This is a genomic window from Polymorphospora rubra, from assembly GCF_018324255.1.
GTDB lineage: Bacteria > Actinomycetota > Actinomycetes > Mycobacteriales > Micromonosporaceae > Polymorphospora > Polymorphospora rubra.
Genome location: NZ_AP023359.1, coordinates 2,631,895 through 2,655,791 on the forward strand (window position 1 = coordinate 2,631,895; position 23,897 = coordinate 2,655,791).

The 23,897-nt window shown below is 70.7% G+C and carries 16 protein-coding genes and 3 pseudogenes; 7 read left to right on the forward strand and 12 right to left on the reverse strand.

Features of this window, described 5'->3' with window-relative positions:
* Nucleotides 1-630: 630 nt before the first annotated feature.
* From Prubr_RS37645 to Prubr_RS12185, 3 genes and pseudogenes are all read left to right on the forward strand, one after another.
* Entirely contained in the window at nucleotides 631-1,617 is a 987-nt protein-coding gene (locus Prubr_RS37645) for a ParA family protein (protein WP_425518046.1), read from the forward strand.
* 63 nt (nucleotides 1,618-1,680) lie between these two features.
* Nucleotides 1,681-2,744 (forward strand): annotated as a pseudogene (locus Prubr_RS12180) (ParB/RepB/Spo0J family partition protein).
* Nucleotides 2,745-4,209: 1,465 nt separating this feature from the next.
* A pseudogene (locus tag Prubr_RS12185) lies at nucleotides 4,210-5,087 on the forward strand (hypothetical protein).
* A gap of 146 nt (nucleotides 5,088-5,233) precedes the next feature.
* On the opposite strand, the gene Prubr_RS12190 reads toward Prubr_RS12185, so the two are convergent.
* Both Prubr_RS12190 and Prubr_RS12195 read right to left on the reverse strand, forming a co-directional pair.
* The gene (locus tag Prubr_RS12190) at nucleotides 5,234-6,235 is read right to left on the reverse strand and encodes a D-alanine--D-alanine ligase family protein (RefSeq protein ID WP_212824957.1); all 1,002 of its coding nucleotides are present in this window, start codon (nucleotides 6,233-6,235) and stop codon (nucleotides 5,234-5,236) included.
* Nucleotides 6,236-6,243: 8 nt separating this feature from the next.
* Complete coding sequence (locus Prubr_RS12195) at nucleotides 6,244-7,560, reverse strand: aminotransferase-like domain-containing protein (RefSeq protein WP_212824959.1); 1,317 nt, start codon at nucleotides 7,558-7,560, stop codon at nucleotides 6,244-6,246.
* A gap of 353 nt (nucleotides 7,561-7,913) precedes the next feature.
* On the opposite strand from Prubr_RS12195, the gene Prubr_RS12200 reads away from it, so the two are divergent.
* Nucleotides 7,914-8,576 carry a GNAT family N-acetyltransferase gene (locus Prubr_RS12200; protein ID WP_212824961.1) on the forward strand — a complete coding sequence of 221 codons (663 nt, stop codon included), beginning with the start codon at nucleotides 7,914-7,916 and terminating at the stop codon, nucleotides 8,574-8,576.
* 50 nt (nucleotides 8,577-8,626) lie between these two features.
* Here the strand turns inward: Prubr_RS12200 and Prubr_RS12205 are convergent, their stop codons facing one another.
* The 7 genes and pseudogenes from Prubr_RS12205 to murJ all read right to left on the reverse strand — a co-directional run bounded on the left by Prubr_RS12205 (nucleotide 8,627) and on the right by murJ (nucleotide 17,098).
* The gene (locus tag Prubr_RS12205; protein WP_212824963.1) at nucleotides 8,627-9,787 is read right to left on the reverse strand and encodes an N-acetylmuramoyl-L-alanine amidase; all 1,161 of its coding nucleotides are present in this window, start codon (nucleotides 9,785-9,787) and stop codon (nucleotides 8,627-8,629) included.
* A 251-nt stretch (nucleotides 9,788-10,038) separates the two neighbouring features.
* Complete coding sequence (gene trxA, locus Prubr_RS12210; protein ID WP_212824965.1) at nucleotides 10,039-10,362, reverse strand: thioredoxin; 324 nt, start codon at nucleotides 10,360-10,362, stop codon at nucleotides 10,039-10,041.
* A gap of 22 nt (nucleotides 10,363-10,384) precedes the next feature.
* The gene (gene trxB / locus Prubr_RS12215; protein WP_212824967.1) at nucleotides 10,385-11,341 is read right to left on the reverse strand and encodes a thioredoxin-disulfide reductase; all 957 of its coding nucleotides are present in this window, start codon (nucleotides 11,339-11,341) and stop codon (nucleotides 10,385-10,387) included.
* Nucleotides 11,342-11,516: 175 nt separating this feature from the next.
* The gene (locus Prubr_RS12220) at nucleotides 11,517-12,524 is read right to left on the reverse strand and encodes a hypothetical protein (RefSeq protein ID WP_212824969.1); all 1,008 of its coding nucleotides are present in this window, start codon (nucleotides 12,522-12,524) and stop codon (nucleotides 11,517-11,519) included.
* Entirely contained in the window at nucleotides 12,521-13,357 is an 837-nt protein-coding gene (gene sigM, locus Prubr_RS12225) for an RNA polymerase sigma factor SigM (protein WP_212824971.1), read from the reverse strand. Before sigM ends, Prubr_RS12220 begins: the two co-directional genes overlap by 4 nt.
* 47 nt (nucleotides 13,358-13,404) lie before the next feature.
* Nucleotides 13,405-15,133, reverse strand: a pseudogene (locus Prubr_RS12230) (protein kinase family protein).
* Between the two features lie 195 nt (nucleotides 15,134-15,328).
* Complete coding sequence (gene murJ, locus Prubr_RS12235) at nucleotides 15,329-17,098, reverse strand: murein biosynthesis integral membrane protein MurJ (RefSeq protein WP_212824975.1); 1,770 nt, start codon at nucleotides 17,096-17,098, stop codon at nucleotides 15,329-15,331.
* Between the two features lie 137 nt (nucleotides 17,099-17,235).
* Here murJ and Prubr_RS12240 point away from each other — a divergent pair, with 137 nt between their 5' ends.
* Together Prubr_RS12240 and Prubr_RS37650 are read left to right on the forward strand one after the other, a co-directional pair.
* Nucleotides 17,236-18,693, forward strand: coding sequence for a CCA tRNA nucleotidyltransferase (locus Prubr_RS12240; protein ID WP_212824977.1), 1,458 nt, complete (start codon nucleotides 17,236-17,238; stop codon nucleotides 18,691-18,693).
* Nucleotides 18,694-18,876: 183 nt separating this feature from the next.
* A complete protein-coding gene (locus Prubr_RS37650; RefSeq protein ID WP_212824979.1) occupies nucleotides 18,877-19,974 on the forward strand; it encodes a hypothetical protein in 1,098 nt (365 codons plus the stop codon).
* A 71-nt stretch (nucleotides 19,975-20,045) separates the two neighbouring features.
* On the opposite strand, the gene Prubr_RS12250 is transcribed toward Prubr_RS37650, so the two are convergent.
* Together Prubr_RS12250 and Prubr_RS12255 are read right to left on the reverse strand one after the other, a co-directional pair.
* Nucleotides 20,046-21,563, reverse strand: coding sequence for a flotillin family protein (locus Prubr_RS12250; protein WP_212824981.1), 1,518 nt, complete (start codon nucleotides 21,561-21,563; stop codon nucleotides 20,046-20,048).
* A 30-nt stretch (nucleotides 21,564-21,593) separates the two neighbouring features.
* A complete protein-coding gene (locus Prubr_RS12255) occupies nucleotides 21,594-22,118 on the reverse strand; it encodes a hypothetical protein (RefSeq protein WP_212824983.1) in 525 nt (174 codons plus the stop codon).
* A gap of 118 nt (nucleotides 22,119-22,236) precedes the next feature.
* On the opposite strand from Prubr_RS12255, the gene Prubr_RS12260 reads away from it, so the two are divergent.
* Complete coding sequence (locus tag Prubr_RS12260; RefSeq protein ID WP_212824985.1) at nucleotides 22,237-22,722, forward strand: methylated-DNA--[protein]-cysteine S-methyltransferase; 486 nt, start codon at nucleotides 22,237-22,239, stop codon at nucleotides 22,720-22,722.
* An 84-nt stretch (nucleotides 22,723-22,806) separates the two neighbouring features.
* Here the strand turns inward: Prubr_RS12260 and Prubr_RS12265 are convergent, their stop codons facing one another.
* Nucleotides 22,807-23,886, reverse strand: coding sequence for an inositol-3-phosphate synthase (locus Prubr_RS12265; protein WP_212824986.1), 1,080 nt, complete (start codon nucleotides 23,884-23,886; stop codon nucleotides 22,807-22,809).
* Nucleotides 23,887-23,897: the final 11 nt, after the last annotated feature.

The window sequence follows — 23,897 nt, forward strand, 5'->3', positions numbered from 1 at the left end:
CCTCGATCCCGCAGCCCTTCGTGTTTGTGGCTGATTTACCAGTATTTGTCCTCCCACGACTGGGTGCTGAGCGCCGTCACGTGGCGGACACCCGTGGCCACGACCGGCCATTCGGCCGTAGGCTGGCCGCGCGTCGATAGTGTGGACCGCGCGGTGGAGGGCGACGTGTCAACGCCTCCACCGCTTCTTGCCGGGCCGCACACTTCGCCCGATAGCGCGGACGTGAGCGCTGGCGGTGCCGACCCATCCGAGCCGGACAGGGATGACACGGTGCATGACAACGGTAGGTACGACGATCACAGGCGTAGCAGTCATGGCTCCTCCGGCCCGCCTGTTTCACGTGAAACAGGCCACGACGGTTGGTCCAGTGACGGTCGCCTCCATCCGACAGCTCGAGCGCTGTCTGACGGTATCCGGGAGGCGTTGACCGAGGATCGTGCTGTACCGCAACCTCGTGGCGCTGCGCTTGCCGACCCTTTTCTTGCCGCCCCGCAACCGGGTGACGGACCCGTTCTGACGGCCGATGGCCGCACCGGGGACCTCTCCACCGGCAGCCCGGACTCCCCTGTCCGCCGTCCGGCACCGTCGCCCCGCCCTCATCGGTCCGCCAGCGCGGCGGACGTACCCCAACTGCCGAATTTGCCGGTTGAGGCCGACACGCCGACGACCGCGCCCCGACCATTCACCGAGGAACCCGTGGCCGACGCGTACGTTTCACGTGAAACCCAGTCACGCGAAGAGGATGATCCACCGTTGGCTATGGAGGCATTGCGCGCCGTGCAGATCCTGAACCCGAGTGGCGAGGTGACCATGCCCCGCCCGGACCGGCCACGGATCATGTGTGTCGCGAACCAGAAGGGCGGCGTGGGCAAGACCACGACAACCGTGAACCTGGCCGTGGCGCTTGCGCTGCACGGAAACCGCGTACTCGTGGTGGATCTGGATCCGCAGGGCAATGCCTCGACGGGCCTGAACGTGCCGCACCACGCCGGGATCTCCGACGTGTACGACTGCTTGATCGACAACGTACCGCTGGCGGAGGTCGCGCAGCAGGTAGAGGGCATCCCGAATCTCTGGTGCGTGCCTGCCACGATCGATCTCGCGGGTGCGGAGATCGAGCTGGTTTCGGTCGTTGCCCGTGAATCGCGGCTCGCAAGGGCCATTGCCGGCCACCCCGAGCCGTTCGACTACGTCTTCATCGACTGCCCGCCATCGCTCGGGCTGCTGACGGTCAACGCGCTCGTCGCGGCCCGAGAGGTGCTGATCCCCATCCAGTGCGAGTACTACGCGCTCGAGGGGCTCAACCAACTGATCAACAACATCAACCTGGTGCGTCAGCACCTCAATCCGAACCTCGACGTCTCCACCATCATCCTGACCATGTACGACCGCCGTACCCGCCTTGCGGACGCGGTCGAGCAGGATGTCCGTAACCACTTCGGCGACAAGGTGCTGCAAACCGTCATCCCGCGTAACGTCCGGGTGTCGGAGGCTCCGAGTTACGGCCAGTCGGTCATGACCTACGATCCCGGTTCGCGGGGCGCAACGAGCTACTTCGAGGCGGCTCTGGAGATCGCGGAACGCGGGGTCGACAAGGTCGCCGGCCACAATGCCTAGACCGGGTACGACGGGCCCCTCGGCCGGAAAAGGTTGGCCGGACAAGTCGGTGGGAGGCGTGGCATGAAGAACCGTCCGCGAGGCGGGCTGGGGCGAGGGCTGGGAGCCCTGATTCCGACAGCTCCACCACCGACACCGCCGGTAGCCACCATCGAGGCACCGGCAGCCGAGCCGGAACAGAGCACCCCGGCCGTGGCGCAGGCCACCGAACCGGCGACCACTTACCCGGCGACCAGTCTCCCGGCGACCACTCCTACGGTGGCGGCCCTGCCGGAAGCCGACCAGGCCCCGGAGCTCGCTCCCGTGCCGGGTGCCCGGTTCGCCGAGATTCCGGTCGAGTCGATCGAGCCGAACCCCAAACAGCCACGCCAGATCTTCGACGAGGAAGCTCTGGAGGAGCTGACGACCTCGATCCAGGAAGTCGGTTTCCTCCAACCGATCGTCGTACGGGAACTCGCCCCGACCGCTACGAGTTGGTCATGGGCGAGCGCCGCTGGCGGGCCGCGCAGGCGGTCGGGCACGAGACGATCCCCGCCATCATCCGGGAAACCAAGGACGACGCGATGCTTCGCGACGCCCTTCTGGAGAACATCCACCGTGCGAACCTCAACCCGCTGGAAGAGGCTGCCGCCTATCAGCAGCTGCTCGACGAATTCGGTGCGACCCACGACGAACTGGCCCGCCGCATCGGGCGCAGCCGTCCGCAGATCTCGAACACGATCAGACTGCTGAATCTTCCGCCGCAGGTGCAGCTTCGAGTGGCGGCGGGAGTGCTTTCCGCAGGGCATGCCCGGGCGCTGCTCGGACTCGACGACGCGGACGCCCAGGACAGCCTGGCCCGACGCATCGTTGCCGAGGAGCTGTCAGTGCGGGCGACCGAAGAACTGGTCAAGATCGCCCTGGCCGACGGGCCTCAGCAGAAGGCGCCGGCCGGCCGGCGCCCCAAGCCGCATGCACCGGCTCTGACGGATCTCGCCGACCGGCTTTCGGATCGGTTCGACACCCGGGTGAAGGTGGACATCGGGCGTAGTAAGGGCAAGATCACCATCGAGTTCGCCACCGTTGACGACCTTGAACGGATCGTGGGCATCATCGGTATGGACGGCGAGAAGCAGCCCGAGGACTGACGCCGTTGCCGGCAGGAATGGCCGCTACCCCACCACGGGTGGCGGCCATTGTCGTTTCCAGGCCGGCGAACGACCCGTGCTCCTGTTTCACGTGAAACGGGCGCGGCCCTGGCCGGTATAAGGGTGGCTGCGTAGGCCCGTACGGTCGCAGCCGGGCAGGAAAGGCGCTCACCGCGGCGAGGCTTCCACGGGATGCTTTCCTAGGTCGACGTATCGGGAGTGCGCCTGCGGAAAGGTGCGCCGGAAGCGGAGGGCTCGCGCCTGCCCGGCTCGCGGGGAATCGCCGCCCAGCGGTCTCGGCGGCGTCCTTGCCGCCCAGCGCGCCCCCGCCAGCGTGCGCCCCCGCCAGCGTGCGCGAGCGCCAGCGGACCGGGCGTGTCCGCCCGATGGCGGCGCACAGCAGGACGATCACGATCCTCGCGGTCCGGAACTCTTGGCGGGCCGGAGGGCGGCGCCCGGGCGCCTGCCGTCAGCGCCGCGGCCTCAGGCCGATCAGTTGCCGCAATCCTCCGGCTGATCAGTCGCCAGGGCTCTTCGACCCGATCAGCCGCCGCAGTCCTTCCGGTGGATCAGTCGTTGCGGCCGGCCGCTCCAGGCCCGACGCGGGTTGGTCGATTCAGGTGCCGGCCTGGTCGGTTGATCCGGCGGAGTCCGGACGTCAGTGGATTTCGGACTTCGACAGCCGTCGGCCGGACCGGTTCCTTGATCAGCCAGCCGGAATGATGACCGTGCCGCCCCGGCCAGCCTTGCCGACTGTGACGCAAGGGCGGCGCGACTTCCTGCTACGGCTCTGACGGTGCGCCGTGGCAGAGCACGTCGAGGATGCCGTTGCCGCCAGGTCCGCCGACGCCGGCCTCCGTTGCCGCAGAAGATCAGCGCAGTATCCACGGACGTAGGAATCCTCGACAACGTCGATCCGCCGGAGCCCGACAAGGACGGCCATGCTGCCCCACCCGTTTCACGTGAAACAGGGAACTGAGGACGGACAGGAAGCACGGTCATCATCCGACGCCCTGGCGGCCGCCTGTGGATAACCATCCCGGCCCGGGGACGGTCGCCGACCAACTGGGGCCCTACCGCGACACGGACCTGTCATCCGGACGGGGCGGGCGCGCTCCGGGCGGGCGCTGTCCGGCGACGTGCAGCACCACCCCGGACACCAGCGGTCGTGCCCGACGGTACGGCCTACGCAGGCCGACGGCGGCATCTCAGCAGACCGTGCGCCCCGTCACCGACCGATGCGAAACACCGCCATAGCCGCCAGAAAGTTATCCACAGAAGTTATCCACAGGTCGCCCTGTTTCACGTGAAACCGCGTGTAGATCGGTGGATGAGCCTGTGGATTACGGGCGCCGAACCACCCCGTGACGGTCGGTGCGGATCGACTTCCGTGCCCCGGCGAGAGCCGTACGCTCGCCCGAAACGGGGAAGGACAGCCATCGACAACTCCGTTAGGGTCAGCGTCGTGTCCGACACCCCCGCTCCAGTTCCAGACTTCACCAAGTGGCCCTCCTTCCCGTTCGAAGGCGAACTCCGCGTCAAGACCCTCGACGATCCGGTCGACGTCGAGCCGGAACGAAAGGGCGAGGGCTCCCGGGAATGCACCGCCTGCAACGCCCCCGACGATGCCTACATCTGGGTGAGTGAACGGTGGCGGGTGCGGGCCATGGACCGCCCGACCGGGCTGCCGATGGTGCTCATCCTCGAATCCCGGTCTCACCTGGATCTGGGCGATCTGCCCAACCTGCTTGCCGCTGAACTCGGCGTGATGACGGTGCGCCTGGAGCGGGCGATTCGCTCGCTCGACGGTGTGGCTCGGGTTCACGTGAACCGTTGGGGGACGGCGCCGCCCACCTGCACCTGTGGTTTCTGGCCCGCCCGCAGGGGCGGCTCCAGCTGCGGGGTACGTTCCTCTCCCTCTGGGACGCCATCCTGCCGCCGATTCCCGAGACTCAGTGGCGGGAGAATCTCGCCCTCGTCGCCGCCTGGCTGGCCGAATTCGGTGGCCGGCCGCTCGCCGAGCCGCCTCGCATCCAGTGGCTGGCACCGTCCAGCCTGACCCAGCAGGTGTCCGCCGCCGACCTGCAGCCCGCCGGATCTGACCCTGAACCCTTCGACAGCGAGCCCGTCGTCAGCGGCCCTGTCGACAGCGAGCCCGCCGGCAAAGAGCGTGCCGGCATCGAGAACGTCGAAGACCCGGACGCTCCGTCGGTCGCCCAGGCCGAGGCGTCGCCCGAGGAGGAACCCGCTCCGGCGGAAGTGTCCGGCACCAGCAGCGGAAGCACCGGCGGCGAGCCAGTCAACTCCGGTCCGGCCGAACCGGCCCGGCCGATCGGTGCGTGACGGATCGACGCCGAAACCACCAACCGTCGAAACCACCGAACGAACCACGTCGAGGCCACCGGACGAACCCACGTCGGAGGCAGTAGCCCGAGCGGGCGCGGCGACCACCCGTTCGAGCGGCGATCTCGCCGCTCGAACGGAGTCCGTCAGACCGGCCGGGTCGTGGCGCGGGACACCAGGGTCGCCAGCAGCTTCCCGAAGTCGAGCCCGGCGGCCTGCACGGCCAGCGGCAGGAGCGAGGTCTCGGTCATCCCCGGCGAGACGTTGACCTCGAGCACGTGCGGCCGGCCGTCTCCGTCGACGATCATGTCGACCCGGGATAGGTCACGCAGCCCGAGAGCGGTGTGCGCGGCCAGCGCGGTCGCGGCCACCCGCGCGGCGACCGCCTCGTCGAGCCGGGCCGGAGCGTGCCAGGTGGTCAGTCCGGCCGTGTAGCGGGCCGCGTAGTCGTAAACGCCGTTGCGGGGCACGATCTCCACGGCGGGAAGCGCCTGCGGCCCGGCCCCGAGGTCGACGATCGAGACGGCGACGTCCATGCCGGCGACGTACCGCTCGACCAGGGCTGTCGAGTCGTACGCGAAACAGCCGACCATCGCGGCCGGCAACGCGTTGGCCTCGCGTACGACAGCGGCGCCGAGACCCGATCCGCCCTGGGCCGGCTTCACCATCAACGGCAGGCCGAGCCGGTCGGCGATCCGGTCGAGGACGGCGACCGCTCCCAGTTCGGAGAAGCGGTCGTGGGGCAGGGCCACCCAGTCCGGGGTGGGGATGGCGGCCTCGCGCAGCACCGCCTTCGCCGACGGCTTGTCCCAGGCGAGGCGGGAGGCCCGGGCGTCGCAGCCGACGTACGGGACGTCGCACAGGTCGAGCACGCCGCGCAGCGAGCCGTCCTCACCGGTGGCTCCGTGCAGCGCGATCACCACCGCGTCCGGCGGGTCGGCCTGCAGAGCCGGCAGCAGGGTCACGTCGGCGTCGCGTAGTTCGGCGTCGACGCCGACGGAGCGCAGCGCGTCGAGGACCCGCCGACCGGACTTCAGGGACACGTCGCGCTCGTACGACAGCCCACCGGCCAGCACCAGGACGTGCAGGTCGGACAGGGAAACAGCGGAGGGACTGCCCGTCGGGGCGTCGGCAGAGTACGTACCCATGCCGGAGATCATGCCAAGTCGGGACCTGGCGTATCCGCTCCGGCCTGCCCACGACGGCGGATCGGGTTGCCGCTCACCGTGCCGAACACCTGCCGCATGGCCATCTCCTGCTCCATCACGCTCGACAGCCGGCGGACCCCCTCACGGATCCGCTCCGGCGGCGGGAAGGAGAAGTTGAGCCGCATGTTGCCGCTGCCGGACCCGTCGGCGTAGAAGCCGGTGCCGGGTACGTACGCCACCCGGGCGGCGATCGCGCGCGGCATCATCGCCTTCGCGTCGAGGCCTTCGGGCAGGTTGGCCCACACGAACAGGCCGCCCTCCGGCCGGGTCCACGTGGTCCCGGCCGGCATCAGGTCGGTGAGCGCGTCCAGCAGTGCGTCGCGGCGTTCCCGGTAGACCTCGCGGTAGGTCTTGAGCTGCTCGCGCCACGGCATCGTCGACAGGTAGGTGGTCACCGCGGCCTGCGCGAACGCGCTCGGGCACAGAATCTGCGCCTCGCTGGCGATGACGAGCTTGTCACGTACGGCGTGCGGGGCCAGGATCCAGCCGACCCGCAGGCCCGGCGCGAACGTCTTGGAGAACGTGCTGAGGTAGAAGACACCGTCCCGGCGGCGGGCCCGCAGCGGGGACGGCGCCTCACCGTCGAAGCCGAGCTGCCCGTACGGGTCGTCCTCGACCACCAGCAGTCCGGCCCGTTCGCAGATGTCGAGCACCCGTTCGCGGCGTTCCTCGGTGAGCGTGACGCCGGCCGGGTTCTGGTAGGTCGGGATCGTGTAGAGGAACTTCGCCCGGCGGCCGGCACGGGCCTGCTCGGCGATGGCGACCTCGAGAGCTTCCGGGATCAGCCCGTCCGCGTCCATGGGCACGTGGCAGACCTGCGCCTGGGCGGCCTGGAAGACGCCGAGCGCGCCGACGTAGGTGGGGCCCTCGGCGAGCACCACGTCGCCGGGGTCGAGGAATAGGCGGGCCACGAGGTCGAGTGCCTGCTGCCCGCCGACGGTCACCACGACGTCCTCGGGCGAGGCGCCGCACCGGCCGTCGATGCCGGAGAGCGCCATCACCTCGCAGATCCGTTCGCGCAGTTCGAGGGTGCCCTGGCCGATGCCGTACTGGAGCGTGGAGACGCCGTGCTCGGAGCCGAGCCGGCCGAGCATCTCGCCCACGGCGTCCAGCGGAAGTGCGGCGATGTACGGTGCGCCACCGGCGAGCGACACGACCTCCGGCCGGCTGGCGACGGCGAACAGCGCCCGGATCTCCGATGCCGTCATGCCCCGTACCCGGCGGGCATAGCGGTCGGTGTAGTCGTCGAGCGTCGTACCGGTCATGCGTCCACCTCGCTTCGCTCGGCGGTCACGGGACCGCCCCTGAGCCCGCCGATCTTCCCGCCTGGCCCGGCATCACCTCGATGCGCTTGCGAACCTTCGACACGGCGCTGGTCCGTCGATGGTAATCCGGCGGCGGGTGGATCGCCCTCGCCTTACCGGGCCTGTCCAGATGCCGGACCGGCCCCTGGCGGGCGGACGGGGACGGTGGCGCCGGCACCGACTCCGATATGGGTGAGTCCGCCCTGTCGTCTCCCCCGGCGCGAGGTTCCGGCGTACGATCCGTCGTTGGGAGCAGGAGGCGGCCAGGTTGCCCGGCTGCGTGGTTTCGCTACTCGACGCATGAGGATTAGCCAATGTCGCGCCGTCTGGTGAGTCTGACCCTCGACACACTCGAAGATCTGCCCCGGTCCTGCCGGCAGTGCGTCTTCTGGGAACTCGACCCGGTGGCGGCCGAGCGCGCCTGCGCGGCCGGTGACCCCGGGCTCGACAAGGAGGCGTGGGTTTCCCAGACGCTGCTCGAGTGGGGGTCCTGCGGCAAGCTCGCCTACGTCGACGGCATGCCGGCCGGGTTCGTCATGTACGCCCCGCCGGCGTACGTCCCCCGTTCGATGGCGTTTCCGACGTCGCCGGTCTCCGCCGACGCCGCCCTGCTGACGACCGCGCACGTGGTGGCCGCGTTCGCCGGCGGCGGACTGGGCCGGATGCTGGTGCAGGGGGTGGCCCGCGACCTCACCAAGCGCGGGGTCAAGGCGGTCGAGGCGTTCGGTGACGCCAAGTTCGGTGACGCCGGCGAGCCGGGCGACGGATGTGTCGCCCCGGTCGACTTCTTCCTCGCCGTCGGCTTCAAGACCGTACGGCCGCACCCCCGGTTCCCGCGCCTGCGGCTGGAACTGCGTACGGCCCTGTCGTGGAAGTCGGACGTCGAATACGCGCTGGAGAAGCTGCTCGGGTCGATGAGCCCGGAGGCGCTGCTGCGTCCGGTGCGTCCGGCGACCCGTTCGACGACGGCGGGCTGACCCGGGCCACCGCGGCTGGACCCGGACCGGGCCCGCCCGCCGCACCGTGGTCAGGCCCGCGCGCCGGCCGCCACCATGGCCCGCAGTTCGCGTACGTCGATCGAGCCGGTCGGCACGTCCTGGTCGACCGGGTAGTACATCCGCTGCACGGCGGCCACGATCGCCTCGACGACCTGGTCGCGGAACAGCGGGTTGGTCAGCCGCTCGCGGTCCTTGGCCGAGGTCAGATAGCCGGTTTCGACGCGTACGGCCGGCATCCGGGTCAGGCGCAGCAGCTCCCACGTCTTGGCGTGGGTCTGGCAGTCGCGCAGTCCGGTACGCATGACAATTTCCCGCTGGACCAGCCCGGCCAGCCGCTCCCCCACCGTGGACGTGACGCCGTTGTCGGTGCCGTAGTGGTAGGTGGCGACGCCGTCGGCCTCGGGGTTCGCGTGCCCGTCGATGTGCAGCGAGATGAACAGGTCGCCGCCGAGTTCGTTGGCCAGGTGGGCGCGGGCGAGGTCGGTGAGCTGGGCAGTCGGGGCCGGTCCCCGGGTGAGGTGGACCCGCATCCCGGCCGCGGCGAGCCGGCCTTCGAGGCGTGCCGCGAGGTCGTACGCCAGCTCGGCCTCGGACCAGCGCAGCGTCCCGTCGGGCACGACGAAGCCGGCGTCGGGGCCGCCGTGCCCGGGATCAATGATGATCATCTTGCCGACCAGGTCGGGTCCGGACTGCTGGAAGGCGTCGGATTCGCGCAGCCACTGCGGGCGCCCACCGATGACCTTGCGGCCGAGTCTGCGGAGCGCGTTCATGGTGTGCGGTCCGCAGGCGCCGTCCGAGGTCACCCCGACCTCGCGCTGGAACTGGGCCACCGCCCGGGCGGTGCGGGCGCCGTACACACCATCGGCGCGCCCGACGTCGTACCCCATCTCCAGCATCCGTTCCTGGAGGGTGTGGACGTCCTCACCAACCAGCGGATCCGGGATCGCCTGGTAGAGGGTCCGGGCCCCGAGTCGCCAACGGGCGGCGTCGAGCGCCCGCCACGTCTCGGCACCGACCTGGCCGTCGACGCTGAGCCCGCGCAACTGCTGGAAGGTGCGTACGGCATGCTCGGTCACGGTTTCGAACTCGTCGCTGTCGCCGGGCCGGGCCGTGAGCAGGTCGAGCCCGGCGAGGATCGAGCAGATCTCCCGAACCGCCGGGCCGCGGTCCCCACGTCGGATAGGACGCACGTGCAACCTCCCTCGGAGAACGCTGGACCGCTGCGCCCATCCCGGACGCGGCGGGACCAGCTCAACCGGTCAGCCGCGAGGCCCGCCTCACGTGGCTGCTGACCTGGGCGGGAACGCTTCCGGAGCCTACCGTGGCCCGGTCACCGCCGGACCTGGTTGGCGTTATGGGGCCGTGACCTACGCCGCGGAACGGACCCCGGACGCAGAACCGCCCCGCATCCGGAAAACGCGGGGCGGTTCGGAAGGCACCGTCAGAGCGCCGCCTCGATGAGCTTGACGAGGTCGCCCTTCGGGCGGGCGCCGGCGACGGACTGCACCGGCTGTCCCCCCTTGAAGACCGTCAGCGTCGGCACCGACATGACCCGGTAGGCGCGCGCCGTCTCCGGGTTCTCGTCGATGTTGAGCTTGACGATGGTGACCTTGTCGCCCATCTCGCTGGCGATCTCTTCGAGCAGCGGCGAGACCTTGCGGCACGGGGCGCACCACTCGGCCCAGAAGTCCACCAGGACCGGCTTGTCGGACTGGAGCACGTCGCTTACGAAGTTGGCGTCGGTGACAGCCTTGGTTGTTCCCACAAAAGCCTCCTCAGGGCGGACTTCAGACTTCTTCCAACGTCGCGATGAAGCGCTCGGCGTCCAGGGCCGCGGCGCAACCGGTGCCGGCGGCGGTGATCGCCTGCCGGTAGGTGTGGTCGACCAGGTCGCCGGCGGCGAAGACACCGGGCACGTTCGTGCGGGTGCTCGGCGCGGCCACCTTCACGTAACCCTCGTCGTCCATTTCGACCTGGCCACGGAAGAGTTCGCTGCGCGGATCGTGGCCGATGGCGACGAACACCCCGGTGACGTCGAGCGTCTTCTGCTCGCCGGTGTGGGTGTTGAGCAGGCGTACGCCGCTGACCTTGCCGTCCTCGCCGAGGATCTCCTCGACGATGCTGTTCCACTCGACCCGGATCTTCTCGTTGCTCAGCGCCCGGTCCGCCATGATCTTGCTGGCCCGGAACTCGTCGCGGCGGTGCACGATCGTCACCGACTCCGCGAACCGGGTCAGGAACGTCGCCTCCTCCATCGCCGAGTCGCCGCCACCGACGACGACGATGTGCTGACCGCGGAAGAAGAAGCCGTCACAGGTGGCACACGACGAAACACCGTGGCCGAGGTATTCCTGCTCCCCCGGCACACCGAGCGGACGCCAGGCCGAGCCCGTCGACAGGATGACCGCCTTCGCACGGTAGGCGGTCTCGCCGACGTACACGGTGCTCGTCGCGCCCGAACCGATCGCGCCGGTGTCGACCAGTTCGACCCGGGTCACGTCGTCGGTGAGGAACTCGGCACCGAACCGCTCGGCCTGCTTACGCATCGAGTCCATCAGCTCCGGCCCCATGATCCCGTCCGGGAATCCGGGGAAGTTCTCCACCTCGGTGGTGGTCATGAGCGCGCCGCCGGACTGGACGCCTTCGATGACGAGCGGCTTGAGATTGGCGCGGGCAGCGTAGACCGCCGCGGTGTAGCCGGCGGGCCCCGAGCCGATGATGATCAGGTTGCGGACCTCGTCCACTGCCAACTCCTGGAGATGTCTGTGCGGTCGGCGCCGGTCGGCACCGGGCCGGATGATCACCGGCCGGAGCTGCCGACGGCAACCACTGACCAGAACGCAATCGTACGAACCAGGATTCCCGGGCCGTGGTGGCGGTGGGTCAGGTCACCCCGGTCGACGGTCGGTCACCGTCGACTCACCCTACCGATGCGCGGTAGCGGGTGTCGGCACCGGACCCGGGCTGGCCACAGGCGGGGCCGGCGACCCACACCCAACGCTGCCCGCCGCTGTCGGTGAAGAGCACCACCAGCGCCGGCGTCCCCTGGAAGGCGGCGTAGTCGACCAGGTCGACGGCGACGGGCCCGCGGGCATGCTCGCCGGCGACCGCGTCGAAGCAGGTCAGCAGCGCGGCTTCACCGCTCAGCCCTTCGAGCCCGGGGGCGGCCAGCGGCTCCGGCCCGGTCGGGGGCGATGCCTGGTCCGGCCCGGCTGCGGAGTCGGGGGTCGTGCTCAGCGTGGTTCGGTCGGTGGCGTCGAGTATCGACCGCAGCGTCGTCGGGTCGTAGTCGATGCCGCTGGCCAGCCGCTGCGGGCCGGCACCCTCGGTCGCCGCGAACGGGCCGTTGACATCCGGTGCGGCGGCGGTGGCCCGCTCCGCACCGCCGGCCGCGCTGGTGTCCTGGGTGGACGTGTTGTTTCCGCCGAGTTGGGCGACACCGAAGCTGGCGAAGGCGACGACGCCCGCGGCGATCGCGGCCGGAGCGGCCCAGCGCCGCATGCGGCGGCTGCGGACGGCGGCCCGGTCGCCGGACCCCGACCGCCCGCCGGGTACGACGGTCAGCCGCCGGTTGGTGGATTCGTCGGTACCGGCCGCGGGCGTACCGACCGGGTCGGCCGGTTCGTCCGGCGCGGACTCCGACTCCGTGGCCGGACGTGCCGAGGGAACCCGCGCCGCGTCGGCGAGGGCGGTGCTGATCCGGGCGGTCACGTCGGCCGGCATGGTTTCGCTCGCGGCACCCCAGTCCGCGAGGTCGGCCGTGACCGCCCCGGACGCGACCAGCAACGCCTCGTGTGCACCGGCCCACCGGTCGTCGTCGGCGATCAGCCGGGCGACCGTCGCCTCCTCGGGGGTGCCTTCGAGCGCACCACCGACATAGTCGGCCAGCAGGTCGAGATCGACCTCCCTGGACTGGCCCGTGCTCACTGGCCCTCCTGCTTCGCGTCGGTCGCCGAACTGGCTGGCTCAGATGTGACGCGCCCACCCGGCCCAGGGTTCCCGGCCGTGACGGCGGGCACGTTCGGCCGACGCCCGCCGGCGGCCGGGCCGCCGGGTCGGCCGCCGGCCCCGGTGCGTACCGGGGCGGGTTCGGGTTCGCCGCGCAGGTGGCCGAGCATGCCGGCGAGCCGGGTCCGGCCACGGGCGCAGCGGCTCTTGACGGTGCCCTCGGCGACCCCGAGCATCACCGCAACCTCGGCGACGGGGTAGCCCTGCACGTCCACCAGGATCAACGCGGCCCGCTGCTCGACCGGCAACTGGTTCAGCGCCTCCCGTACGACCAGCACGGTGTCGTGGTCGGGCATCGGCGCGGCCGGCTCGACCCCGCCGACGGAGCGGGCCGGGTCGGACGGAGACGTGCCGTCCGGCAGCGGGACGGTCGGGTGGGCCTGCCGGCGGCGGATCCGGTCGAGGCAGGCGTTGACCACGATGCGGTGCAGCCAGGTCGTCACGGCCGAATCGCCGCGGAACCGGGCGGCGGCCCGGTGTGCGGAGAGCATCGCGTCCTGCACGGCGTCGGCGGCCTCTTCGCGGTCGCCGATCGTACGCAGCGCCACCGCCCACAGCCGGTCGCGATGGCGCTGGAAGAGTTCGCCGAACGCGTCGGAGTCGCCGTCGACGTGGGACCGCAGCAGCTCCGCGTCGTCGAGTTCGGTCAGCGGGCGCCGGCCGGGAGCGATGTCGGCCGGGGGGCCTTCGGTGGGCGGCTCGGACCGCGGGCGCGGGGCGGCGCCGTCACTGCGTCGAGCTGAACCAGCCACGGCAGAACCTTAGCCGAGTACGTCGTCGCGTCGGTCGACCGCGGCGGTCACCGTGCCTCGACCGTAATCTCCTGTACGCCGATCTTGAACTTGCCGTTGCCGGAGCCAGGCAGCTCGGTGATCCAGACCAGCAGGTACTGATGCTGCTGGTCCGGCTGGAACGCACTGAACGTCATCGTCGTCCCGTCGTGCTTGGCGAACGGTTCCCCGATGCGGGTGCTGTAGGTGTCGATGATCTGGTTGTCCCCGGCCGCGCTGGAGCCGGGGTCGCCCGGTCCGGCGAGCAGTTCGGCGCTTGCCCCGGGGGTCGACAGGACGACCTGCACCGAGGTGACCTCGCGGGGCTGCCTCAGGTCGATGAGAATGCCCATCCCCCGCTTGAGGCCACCGAAGTCGCCGCGGCCGTCGTAGCTCTCGGTGTCCCAACCGGTGTTGGCGTCGCCGTCGACCACGGCCGCCACACCGTCGAGTTCGGTACGGGTGCCGTCCGGGTCGACGACACGGACCTGCCCCGCTTCGAGGGTGATCTTCTCCGGATTCCTGGCCGGGCTGGTCTCGCCGCCGCCGTCGCTGCTGGTGCCGGGCGTGGCGATCGTCGCCGGAGTGTCGGTCCCGGCGTCGGTCGGGTCGCCGCTGTCCGCGAGCGCGCTGATGCCGAAGAAGAGGCCGGCGGCGGCGATGGCCAGCAGTCCGGCGATCCCTGCGGTGATCTTGCGACGGGTGGCTCGGGGCTGGTCACCCAGGCCGTCGGGGGCGGAGGTGAAGCGCAGCGGCCCGGCGACGTCGAGGTACTCCTCCTCGACCGCGGCGTCGAGCCGCCCCAGTTCGGCGGCGAGCACGTCCGACGACGGCAGGGCGAGCTTGCCGTCGAGCAGGTCCATCGTCAGGTCGTCGAGGTACGCCGGAACCCCGGCCCGGACCTGGCGGGGGGCGGCGATCGCGCCGCTCGCGTCCCGTACGGCGTCGGGCAGCGGCGGCCGGCCGGTCGGCTGCGAACCGTTGGCCAGCGGTGCCTCGGCATGCGGCCAGTGGCCGGTGAGTGCGAAGTAGAGGATGCCGCCGATCGCACGTACGTCGGTTTCCGGGGTGTCGGCGCTGTCGGCGCGGGCGTCGGCGAGCACGATCCGGCCGTCGTCGCCGGCCAGGACGGTGCCGGGGTGCACGTTGCCGTGCAGCATGCCGGTGGCGTGCACGGCGGCGACCGCGCCCGCGATGGCGTGCGCGATGCTGGTGGACCGGGCCGGGTCCAGGGGCCCGTCGACGACCATCTCCCGCAGCGAGTCGCCGTCGACCCACTCGCGTACGACGTAGGCGCGCTCCCCCTCGTCGATCGCGTCGTAGACGCCGACCAGGTTGGGGTGGATGACCCGGCTGGCCGCGACGGCGGCCTGGAGCATCTCCATCGCCGGGTCGCCCCCGGGATAGCGCAGCACCACGGCGACCGGTCGACGGAGGATCACGTCGACCCCGCGCCAGACCTGGCGGCCCGCCCCGTCGTTGTTGATGTGCTCTGCCAGCTCGTACCGCTCGGCCAGGATTTCACCGAGGGTGGGAGCACCTGGGGTCGTCATGGCCGGCGCGACCTCGTCCGCCTCCTGGCCCTCGCCGACCTGGGTCACCCGATCCTCCCTCGGTGCTGATTTCGATGATCAACGTGCGACTGGGCTCTGTGGGCTTCGCCGAGCGCGAAACCGGCCGGGGTGCGTCACCCCTAGCGTAGGCGGTACCCGCATCCGCCGAGAGTGACCTTACCTGTGTTCGGCTTGTCCCCGGCATGTCATCTTGCGGCTGCCGGTGTCCCTGGACGTACGCCCAGGTCGGGCGAGGCATGGTTTGTAGCCTCCCGCTCATCTTTAACATAGAATGCTACAGAGAAATGAATTGTGCGCTTTGTTAGCCTTGGTCGCGGTGTCCGTCCGGCGGCTTCCCCGATCGCCGTCCGATACACCCTGCCCGCCGGGTTTTGCTCCCTCAGCGGCCGAGCTTTCGGCGGACCATGCCGACCACCTCGGTGATCTCACGGATCCGCAGCGCCATCGCGAGTCCGAAGTAGGTCGCCCCGATCGCCGCGCCACCCACGATGATCTGGAGGATCGCCGCCAGCCGGTCCGGCCGGTCGTCACCGGGCAGCACCTTGACCACCAGGATTCCGACCAGCGCCGCGCCGAGCGCCGCGACCAGCACCTTCGACCACGTCATGGCGATGGTCCCGAGACCGATCCGGCCCACCCGGCCGCGCAACAGCCAGGCCGAGATCGCCGCCGCCGCGACGTAGGACACCGCGTTGCCGACCATCAGGCCGGACGCCGTGAACGACGCCGAGAAGGCCAGGAACAGGCCGATCTGTACGGCGATCCGCAGCGCGACCACCGGAATGTTGACCAGTGCCGGGGTCTTCGTGTCGGGCAGCGCGTAGAAGCCGAACGTGAAGAGCTGGCTGATCGCGAACGGGATCAGCGCCAGGCCGGCGACGAGCAGCACCGGCGCGGTCGCGGCGGCGGCGTTCTCGTCGAACGCCCCGTACCGGAAGAGGGTGAACGAGATCGGGGTGGCCAGCACGGTGTAGCAGACCGCGACCGGGGCGAGGATCGCGGTCGTGGTCCGGGTGCCCCGGGACAGGTCGGCGGCGAGGTCGGGGTACCGCCCGTCGGCCGCGGCGGCGCTCATCCGGGGCATCAGGGCGGTGATGATCGACACGGCGATGACGCCGTGCGCCATCATCAGCAGCAGGAACACGTTGTTGTAGATCAGCGCGCCGGCCGCGCCCTGGTCGCCGGCCCGGTTGACCAGGTTGAACACGACGACCAGACCGATCTGGCTGACCGCGACGTAGCAGAACGTCCAGGCGCCGAGCCGGGCCAGTTCACGCAGGCCGAGCCGGCCGAAGTCGAACCGCCACCGCCACCGGAAGCCGACCCTGCGCAGCGCGGGTAGCAGGCCGGCGGCCTGGATCGCGACCCCGAGCAGGGTGCCGCCGCCGAGCAGGATGATGCGGCCGGGGCTCATCTCGTCGGCGCCCACCTCGGTGGCGCCGTAGACCAGGACGTAGACGCCGACGGTCGCGATCACGACCAGGTTGTTGAGGATCGGCGCCCACATCGGGGCGGCGAAATGCCCTCTGGTGTTGAGTACCGCGCTGATGATCGCCGAGAGCCCGGAGAAGAAGATCATCGGCAGCATCAGCCAGGACAGCCGGGTGACCAGCCAGCGGAAGTCCGGGGTCGTGCCGTCGCTGGCGTAGAGCATGGTGAGCCCCTGGGCGAGCGCCATGGCCAGCACCGTCGCCGCGCCGAGCGCCAGCACCGCGAGGCTGAGCAGCCGCTGCGTGTAGGCCTGACCGTCGTCCTGGTCGCCCTTGCGGCGGCGGACCAGGACCGGCACGAGGACGCTGGTCAGGATGCCGCCGAGCAGGAACTCGTAGACCATGCCGGGCAGGATCTGCGCCGTGGTGTAGGCGTTGCCGACCGCGCCGGCGCCCAGCGCGACCGCCAGCAGGAGCGTGCGCAGAAAGCCCGTACCCCGGCTGACCAGGCTGCCGGCGGCCATGACGGCGCTGTTGCCGGCGGCACCGCCACCCGCGTCGCCGGCCGGCTCGGGCGGCGGCTGGGTCGCCTCCACCACCGGCTGTGGCTCGCCCGCCGGCCGCCACGCCTCGGCGGCCGAGATCGGGGTCGCGCCGTCGGCCGGCGTACGGCCGCCGTCGGGCGCGGCACTCGCGCTTCGGTACAGGCCGCCGGCCATGTCAGCCTCCCAGGGAATCGGCGGGTGAACGCCCGCCGGCACAGGTCCGACCTTAGTCAATGCGAGCCTGCCGGAACCGGCACCTCCGCCCGCCCGGGGACCGTCGGGTCATCGGAGCCCGCTACGCTGGCGATCCCATGCCCGACACATCCTCACCGAGCGCCGCCGAGCGTCGCGAGCTGACCGCCGCGCAGCGCAACGCCGTCAGCGAGCTGCTGCGGGTCTCCCCCGTCGCCGACGAGCTGGGCCGCCGGTTCGCCAAGGCCGGCCACGAACTCCATCTGGTCGGGGGCTCGGTACGCGACGCGCTGCTCGGCCGGCTCGGCGACGACCTCGACTTCTGCACCGACGCGCGCCCCGAGGAAACACTTCGACTGATCAAGGGATGGGCGGAGGCCACCTGGGAGACCGGACGGGAGTTCGGCACCATCGGGGCCGCCCGTGGCGGGCTGCGGCTGGAGATCACCACGTTCCGCGCCGAGGCGTACGACGGCGTGACCCGCAACCCGGTGGTCCGCTACGGCAGGAGCCTGCTCGACGACCTGCGCCGGCGGGACTTCACCATCAACGCGATGGCGGTCAGCCTGCCCGAGCACCGGTTCACCGACCCGCACCGGGGCCTCGACGACCTCGCCGCGCGGGTGATCCGTACGCCCGGGACGCCGCAGGAGTCGTTCGGCGACGACCCGCTGCGGATGCTGCGCGCGGCCCGGTTCGCCGCCCAGCTCCGGTTCGCCGTCGACCCCGCGGTACGGGCCGCGATGGCTACCCTCGCCCCTGACCTGGACCGGATCACCGCCGAGCGGATCCGGGACGAGTTCGTCAAGCTGATGTCCGGCGCCGACCCGATCACCGGACTGCGGCTGCTGGTCGACACCGGCCTCGCCGACCGCTTCCTGCCTGAACTGTCCGGGCTCAAGCTGGAGATCGACGAGCACGCCCAGCACAAGGACGTGTACGAGCACACCCTGACCGTGGTCGGCAACGCCATCGCGCTGGAGGCCGGTGAGCCGGACTTCGTACTGCGGATGGCGGCCCTGATGCACGACATCGGCAAGCCCGCCACCAAGGCGGTCGGGTCCGACGGGCGGGTCAGCTTTCACCACCACGAGGTGGTCGGCGCCCGGATGACCAAGCAGCGGATGAAGGCGCTCCGCTTTCCCAAGGACGTCACCGCCGCCGTCGTCGACCTGGTCGGGCTGCACCTGCGCTTCTACGGCTACGGCCGTGGTGAGTGGACCGACTCCGCCGTACGCCGCTATGTCACCGACGCCGGCGACCTGCTCACCCGGCTGCACAAACTGACCAGGTCGGACTGCACCACCCGTAACCGGCGCAAGGCGGCGGCGCTCGCGGCCGACTACGACGCGCTCGAGGAGCGGATCGCCCGGATCCAGGCCGAGGAGGACCTGGCCCGGGTCCGGCCCGACCTCGACGGGAACGCCATCATGGAACTGCTCGGCGTGCCCGCCGGCCCGGTCGTCGGCCGCGCCTGGCGGCACCTCAAGGAAGTACGGCTGGAGCGCGGCCCGCTGGACCGCGACGAGGCCGAGGCCGAGCTGCTGCGCTGGGCGCGCGCCGAGGGACTCGTCTAGCGTCCCGACCCCGTCCGATCTTGGTCGGGTAGTCGACACCCGCTGCCGTCGCAGTCTGTCCCAACTCGCCCGAATCGACAGTTACAGGCGTGGCGCTGCTCGGATACCGTCGCAGGACGGCAGCGGTGCACCTGGGGCACACGGGCCACAGTGGGCATCAGACGACGTTTCCGGGAGGCGACCATGCAGCCGTGTGCTGTCTGCGGCGGCGTGACCATCAATGCGGCGGGAAACTGCACGCAGTGCGGCACCTACCGGGGGAGCGGCGATCCGCTGCCACCATCCCCCTACTCCACACCGCCGCAGGAATACCAGCAGTCGTACGGGCAGCAGGGCTACGGCCAGCCCGACTACGGCCAGCCTTCCAGCGGCGCGGCCGGCTATGGTCAGCCCGGGGGCGGCCCGGCCGGCTACGGACCACCCGACTACGGCCAGCCCGGAAACGGTGGCGCCGGCTACCCGCCCGTGTCCGGCCCGTCCTACCCGCCGGTGTCCGGTGCCGGCTATCCCCCGGTGTCGGGCGGCGGATATCCGCCGCAGTCCGGGGCGCCCGGCTATCCGACCAGTTCCCCGCCCGGTGGCTACCCGGGCAGCGGCGGCCCCGCCTACCCGCAGCCGACCAGCGGCGGCGGATACGCGGTCAGCTATCCGTCGATCCCCCAGCAGCAGCAGCAGCCGAGCAAGAACAAGTTCCTGGTACCGGCCATCGCGCTCGGCTCGACGCTGGCCGTACTGGTCGTGGCGATCCTGGTAATCGTCGGGATGCGCGGCAACGACGAGGACGACCCCAACGTCCTGGCCAACCCGAGCTCGACGCCCTCCGTGCAGCAGTCCGAGTCGTCGGCGCCGGCGGTGCCCGGCATCGACCAGTGCGTGGTCGGTGAGTGGGTGGTCAACTCGCACCGTGAAGAGGTGCCGATCGACGGCGTCGGCAACGTGACCTTCAACGGCCGGAGCCCCTGGGCGCGGCTCTCGCTCACCGCCGAGGGCAAGGGCGTCACCGAGTACGGCAACGGCACCGAATACCGGGGTTCCGTGCAGGGCCAGACGGTGACCATCAAGTTCACGGGTCGGATCACCTTCGACTACCGGGCCGAGAACGGCACGATCTCGTTGTCGAACGTCAAGCCCGACGGCACGACGACGGCCACCGTGGGCGACGGGCAGCCCGTCAGCGAACCGCTCGGTGGCGGCGACGACCCGTCGAAGTACACGTGCAGCGGCGACCAGCTCGTGCAGAGCTCCTACAACATGGAGATCAAGTACTCGCGCGTCCGCTGACCCGGGCCAGACGTCCCCGTACGCGAGAGCGCCGCCCCTGGTTCGGGGGCGGCGCTCTCTGTCGTTGGAGGTCAGTTCTTCGGGGCGCTGTCCAGCGCGCGCCCGTCACCGACCACCGTGCCGGTGCCGTTCGCGCCGAGCTTTGCCAGCAGGCCGGCGAGGTCGATGCCGGTCAGGTCGGTGCCGAGCTGGAGGCCCTGGGCGACGTTGTTGGCGACCGACTTGGTCAGCGACGAGGCACCGTCGGTGGAGATGACGGTCATCTTGTCGATCGAGCCCATCGGGGCGCTCGCCGCCTCGACCACCTGCGGCAGCATCTTGACCAGCAGATCGAGGACCGCTGCCTCGCCGTACGCGGCGAACGCCTCGGCCTTGCGGGCCATCGCGTCGGCCTCGGCCTGCCCCTTCGCCAGGATCGCGGCAGCCTCCGCCTGACCCTCGCGCTCGATGGCCTCGGCGATCGAGGTACGGCGGCGCTGCTCCGCCTCACCCTCCTTGGCACCCTCGATGGCGTTGGCCTCGGCGAGTGCGGCCCGCCGGGCCCGCTCGCCCTCACCGGTGAGCCGGGCCTGCTCGGCCTGCGCCTGCGCGGCGGCGATGGTTGCCTGCCGCTGCGCGTCGGCGGCGAGCACGGCGGCGTTGCGGGACGCCTCGGCCTCCTGCTCCACCCTGTACCGCTCCGCGTCGGCGGGCTTGCGGACCTCGGTGTCGAGCTGGCGTTCCTTCAGTTCGGCGTTGCGCTCGGCGACCTTCTGCTGCTCGGAGAGGATCGCCTGGTCGCGTTCGGCCTGGGCGAGTGGGCCGGACGCCGCCGACTTCGCCTTGGCGGCGTCGATCTCGGCCTGGATCGCGGCCTGCTTGAGCGACAGGTTCCGGTTGGCCTCGGCGATAGCCTCCTCGGCCAGCAGCCGCTCCTGCTCGGCCGCCTGCCGCGCCCGGGCCTCGGCGATGGCCGCGTCCTTGAGCACCCGGGCCGCTTCCGGCCGGCCCAGGTCCTGGAGGTAGCTCCCCTCGGCGAAGATGTCCTGGAGTTGGAACGTGTCGAGCACCAGACCCTGGTTGGTCATCGAGTGCTCGGCCTCCTCGGCCACCGCGCTGGCGAACGCCGCCCGGTCCCGGATGATCTCCTCGATGGTGAGCCGGCCGACGATCGAGCGCAGCGCACCGGCGAGCACCTCGCGGGTGAACTCCTCGATCTCGTTCTGCTGGTGCAGGAAGCGCTGGGCGGCGGCCCGGATCGCTCCCTCGTTGCCGCCGACCTTGACGATCGCGACGCCCTGGAGCTTGGCCCGGATGCCCTGCTTGCTGACCGCGCCCTGGATCTCCACGTGGATCCGGCGGCTGGACAGGTCGAGGGATTGCAGCTTCTGCACGACCGGCAGCACGAACACCGAGGCGCCCATGACGACCTTCTGGCCGGAGTTGTCGGTCGAGCGGGAGCCGTCGGCGCTCTGCGTCGTACGGCCCTTGCGGCCGGTCACGATGAAGGCCTCGTTGGGCCCGGCCACCTTGATCCGGGACAGCACGAACAGCACCAGAATGAAGATCAGCAGCACGCCGCCGCCGATCGCGATGAGCAATGGGGTCATCGGACCGTCCTTATGATCGGGAACGTTGGCTTATTGGATGTCCTGGGTCTCCTCGACGAAGACACTCGTGTCGCTCGGCGCCTCGACCACGAAGACGGAGGCACCGAGCGGGATCGGGGCGGCGGCCCGGGCGCTGAGTTTCACCTGCTGGCCGCCGAGGTGGATCCGGACCTCGCCGTATCCGCCGGCCGGGATCCGGGTGACGACGACCCCGAGTGATCCGACCAGGTCGTCGCGGGTCGGGGTGGCATCGGTACGCATGTCGCGCGCCGCCCGGGCCAGGCGCAGCGCGAGCCAGGCGGTGGGTACGGCCGCGACGAGGCCGGCGCCCGCCGCCCCGGCGATCAGGGCCGGGGTGTTCCCACCGAGGAGTTCGTTGGCGATCGCGGCGCCGAATCCGAACGCGCCGACGAATCCGGCCACCATCTCCAGTGACACCGGACCATCGACGTCGGGATGACCGAAGTGGAGCAATTCGCCGCCCAGCAGACCTGCCGCCAGGAGCACGACCCCGATTCCACCGATGACCAGGAAGACGATCGTCGCGGTGTCCACGCCTGCAGGGTAGCGATCACCTGCAACAATCCCGCTACGCGGTACATCGATCACGTAGTGTCACCGTCCGGTGTCACCGGCCCGGTTCCCCGCCGGGGCGATGCCGGACAATGGCGCCATGCGCTGGGCCGTACTCGACTCGCCGATCGGTGAACTCTCCGTCGGCGTCGACGACGTCGGGATCTGTGGGGTGCACTTCGGTCCGGTCGACGGCGCGTCCGACGCGTCGCGGGTCGACACCGGCCCGTTGGCACACGCCCTCGGCGAGCTGCGCGACTACTTCGCTGGCGAGCTGACCGGCTTCACCGGGACCCTGTCGGTGCGCCGGGGCAGCGAGTTCGAACGGGCCGTCTGGGCGGAGCTGTCGCTGATTCCGTACGGCGAGATGCGGACGTACGGCGAGATCGCCCGGGCGGTCGGTGATCCGGGTGCGGCCCGGGCGGTCGGGACGGCCTGCAACCGCAACCCGATTCCGGTCATCGTGCCCTGCCACCGGGTCGTCGGCGCGGGCGGCAAGCTCGTCGGCTTCGGCGGCGGGCTGCCACGCAAGCGTTACCTGCTGGAGTTGGAGGCGGGCGTCGCCCTACGCCGGGCCTGGGCCTGAGCGGTTCCGTCGCCCGCGGCGCCGGCCCCACGACGGCACGGGGCCGGGTCCGTACGGACCCGGCCCCGGACCTGTTCCGGTCGCTCAGTTGGCGATCTTGCCGGCGATGAAGTCCTCGACGGCCTGGTGAGCCTCGTGGTCGGCGTACTGCACCGGCGGCGACTTCATGAAGTAGCTCGACGCGGACATGATCGGACCGCCGATCTTGCGGTCCAGCGCGATCTTCGCGGCCCGGACCGCGTCGATGATGACGCCGGCCGAGTTGGGCGAGTCCCAGACCTCGAGCTTCAGCTCCGCGTTGAGCGGGGTGTCACCGAACGAGCGCCCCTCCAGGCGGATGTACGCCCACTTGCGGTCGTCGAGCCACGGCACGTGGTCCGACGGGCCGATGTGCACGTCGCTCTTGGCCATCTCGTGCGGCACCTGGGACGTCACCGACTGGGTCTTCGAGATCTTCTTCGAGACCAGGCGGTTGCGCTCCAGCATGTTCATGAAGTCCATGTTGCCGCCGAAGTTGAGCTGGTACGTGCGCAGCAACTCGACCCCGCGGTCCTCGAACAGCTTGGCCAGCGCGCGGTGCACGATGGTCGCGCCGACCTGGCTCTTGATGTCGTCACCGACGATCGGCAGGCCGGCGTCGACGAACTTCTGCGCCCACTCCGGGTCGGAGGCGATGAAGACCGGCAGGGCGTTGACGAACGCGCAGCCCGCGTCGATCGCCGCCTGCGCGTAGAACTTGTCGGCCTGCTCCGAACCGACCGGCAGGTAGGACACCACGACGTCGACCTGCGCGTCGCGCAGCGCCTGGGCCACGTCGACCTCGGCCTGGTCGGACTCCTGCACGATCTCGCGGTAGTACTGGCCCAGTCCGTCGAGGGTCGGGCCACGCTGCACGAGCACGCCGGTCGGCGGTACGTCGCACAGCTTGATGGTGTTGTTCTCGCTGGCGACGATCGCCTCCGCGAGGTCCATGCCCACCTTCTTGGCGTCAACGTCGAACGCCGCGACAAACTGCACGTCGGATACGTGGTAGTCGCCGAAGGTGACGTGCATGAGACCCGGGACGCGGTCGTTCGGGTCGGCGTCACGGTAGTACTCCACACCCTGGACCAGGGACGAAGCACAGTTCCCGACACCGACGATGGCGACGCGGACGGAGCCCATCGCGTTTGCCT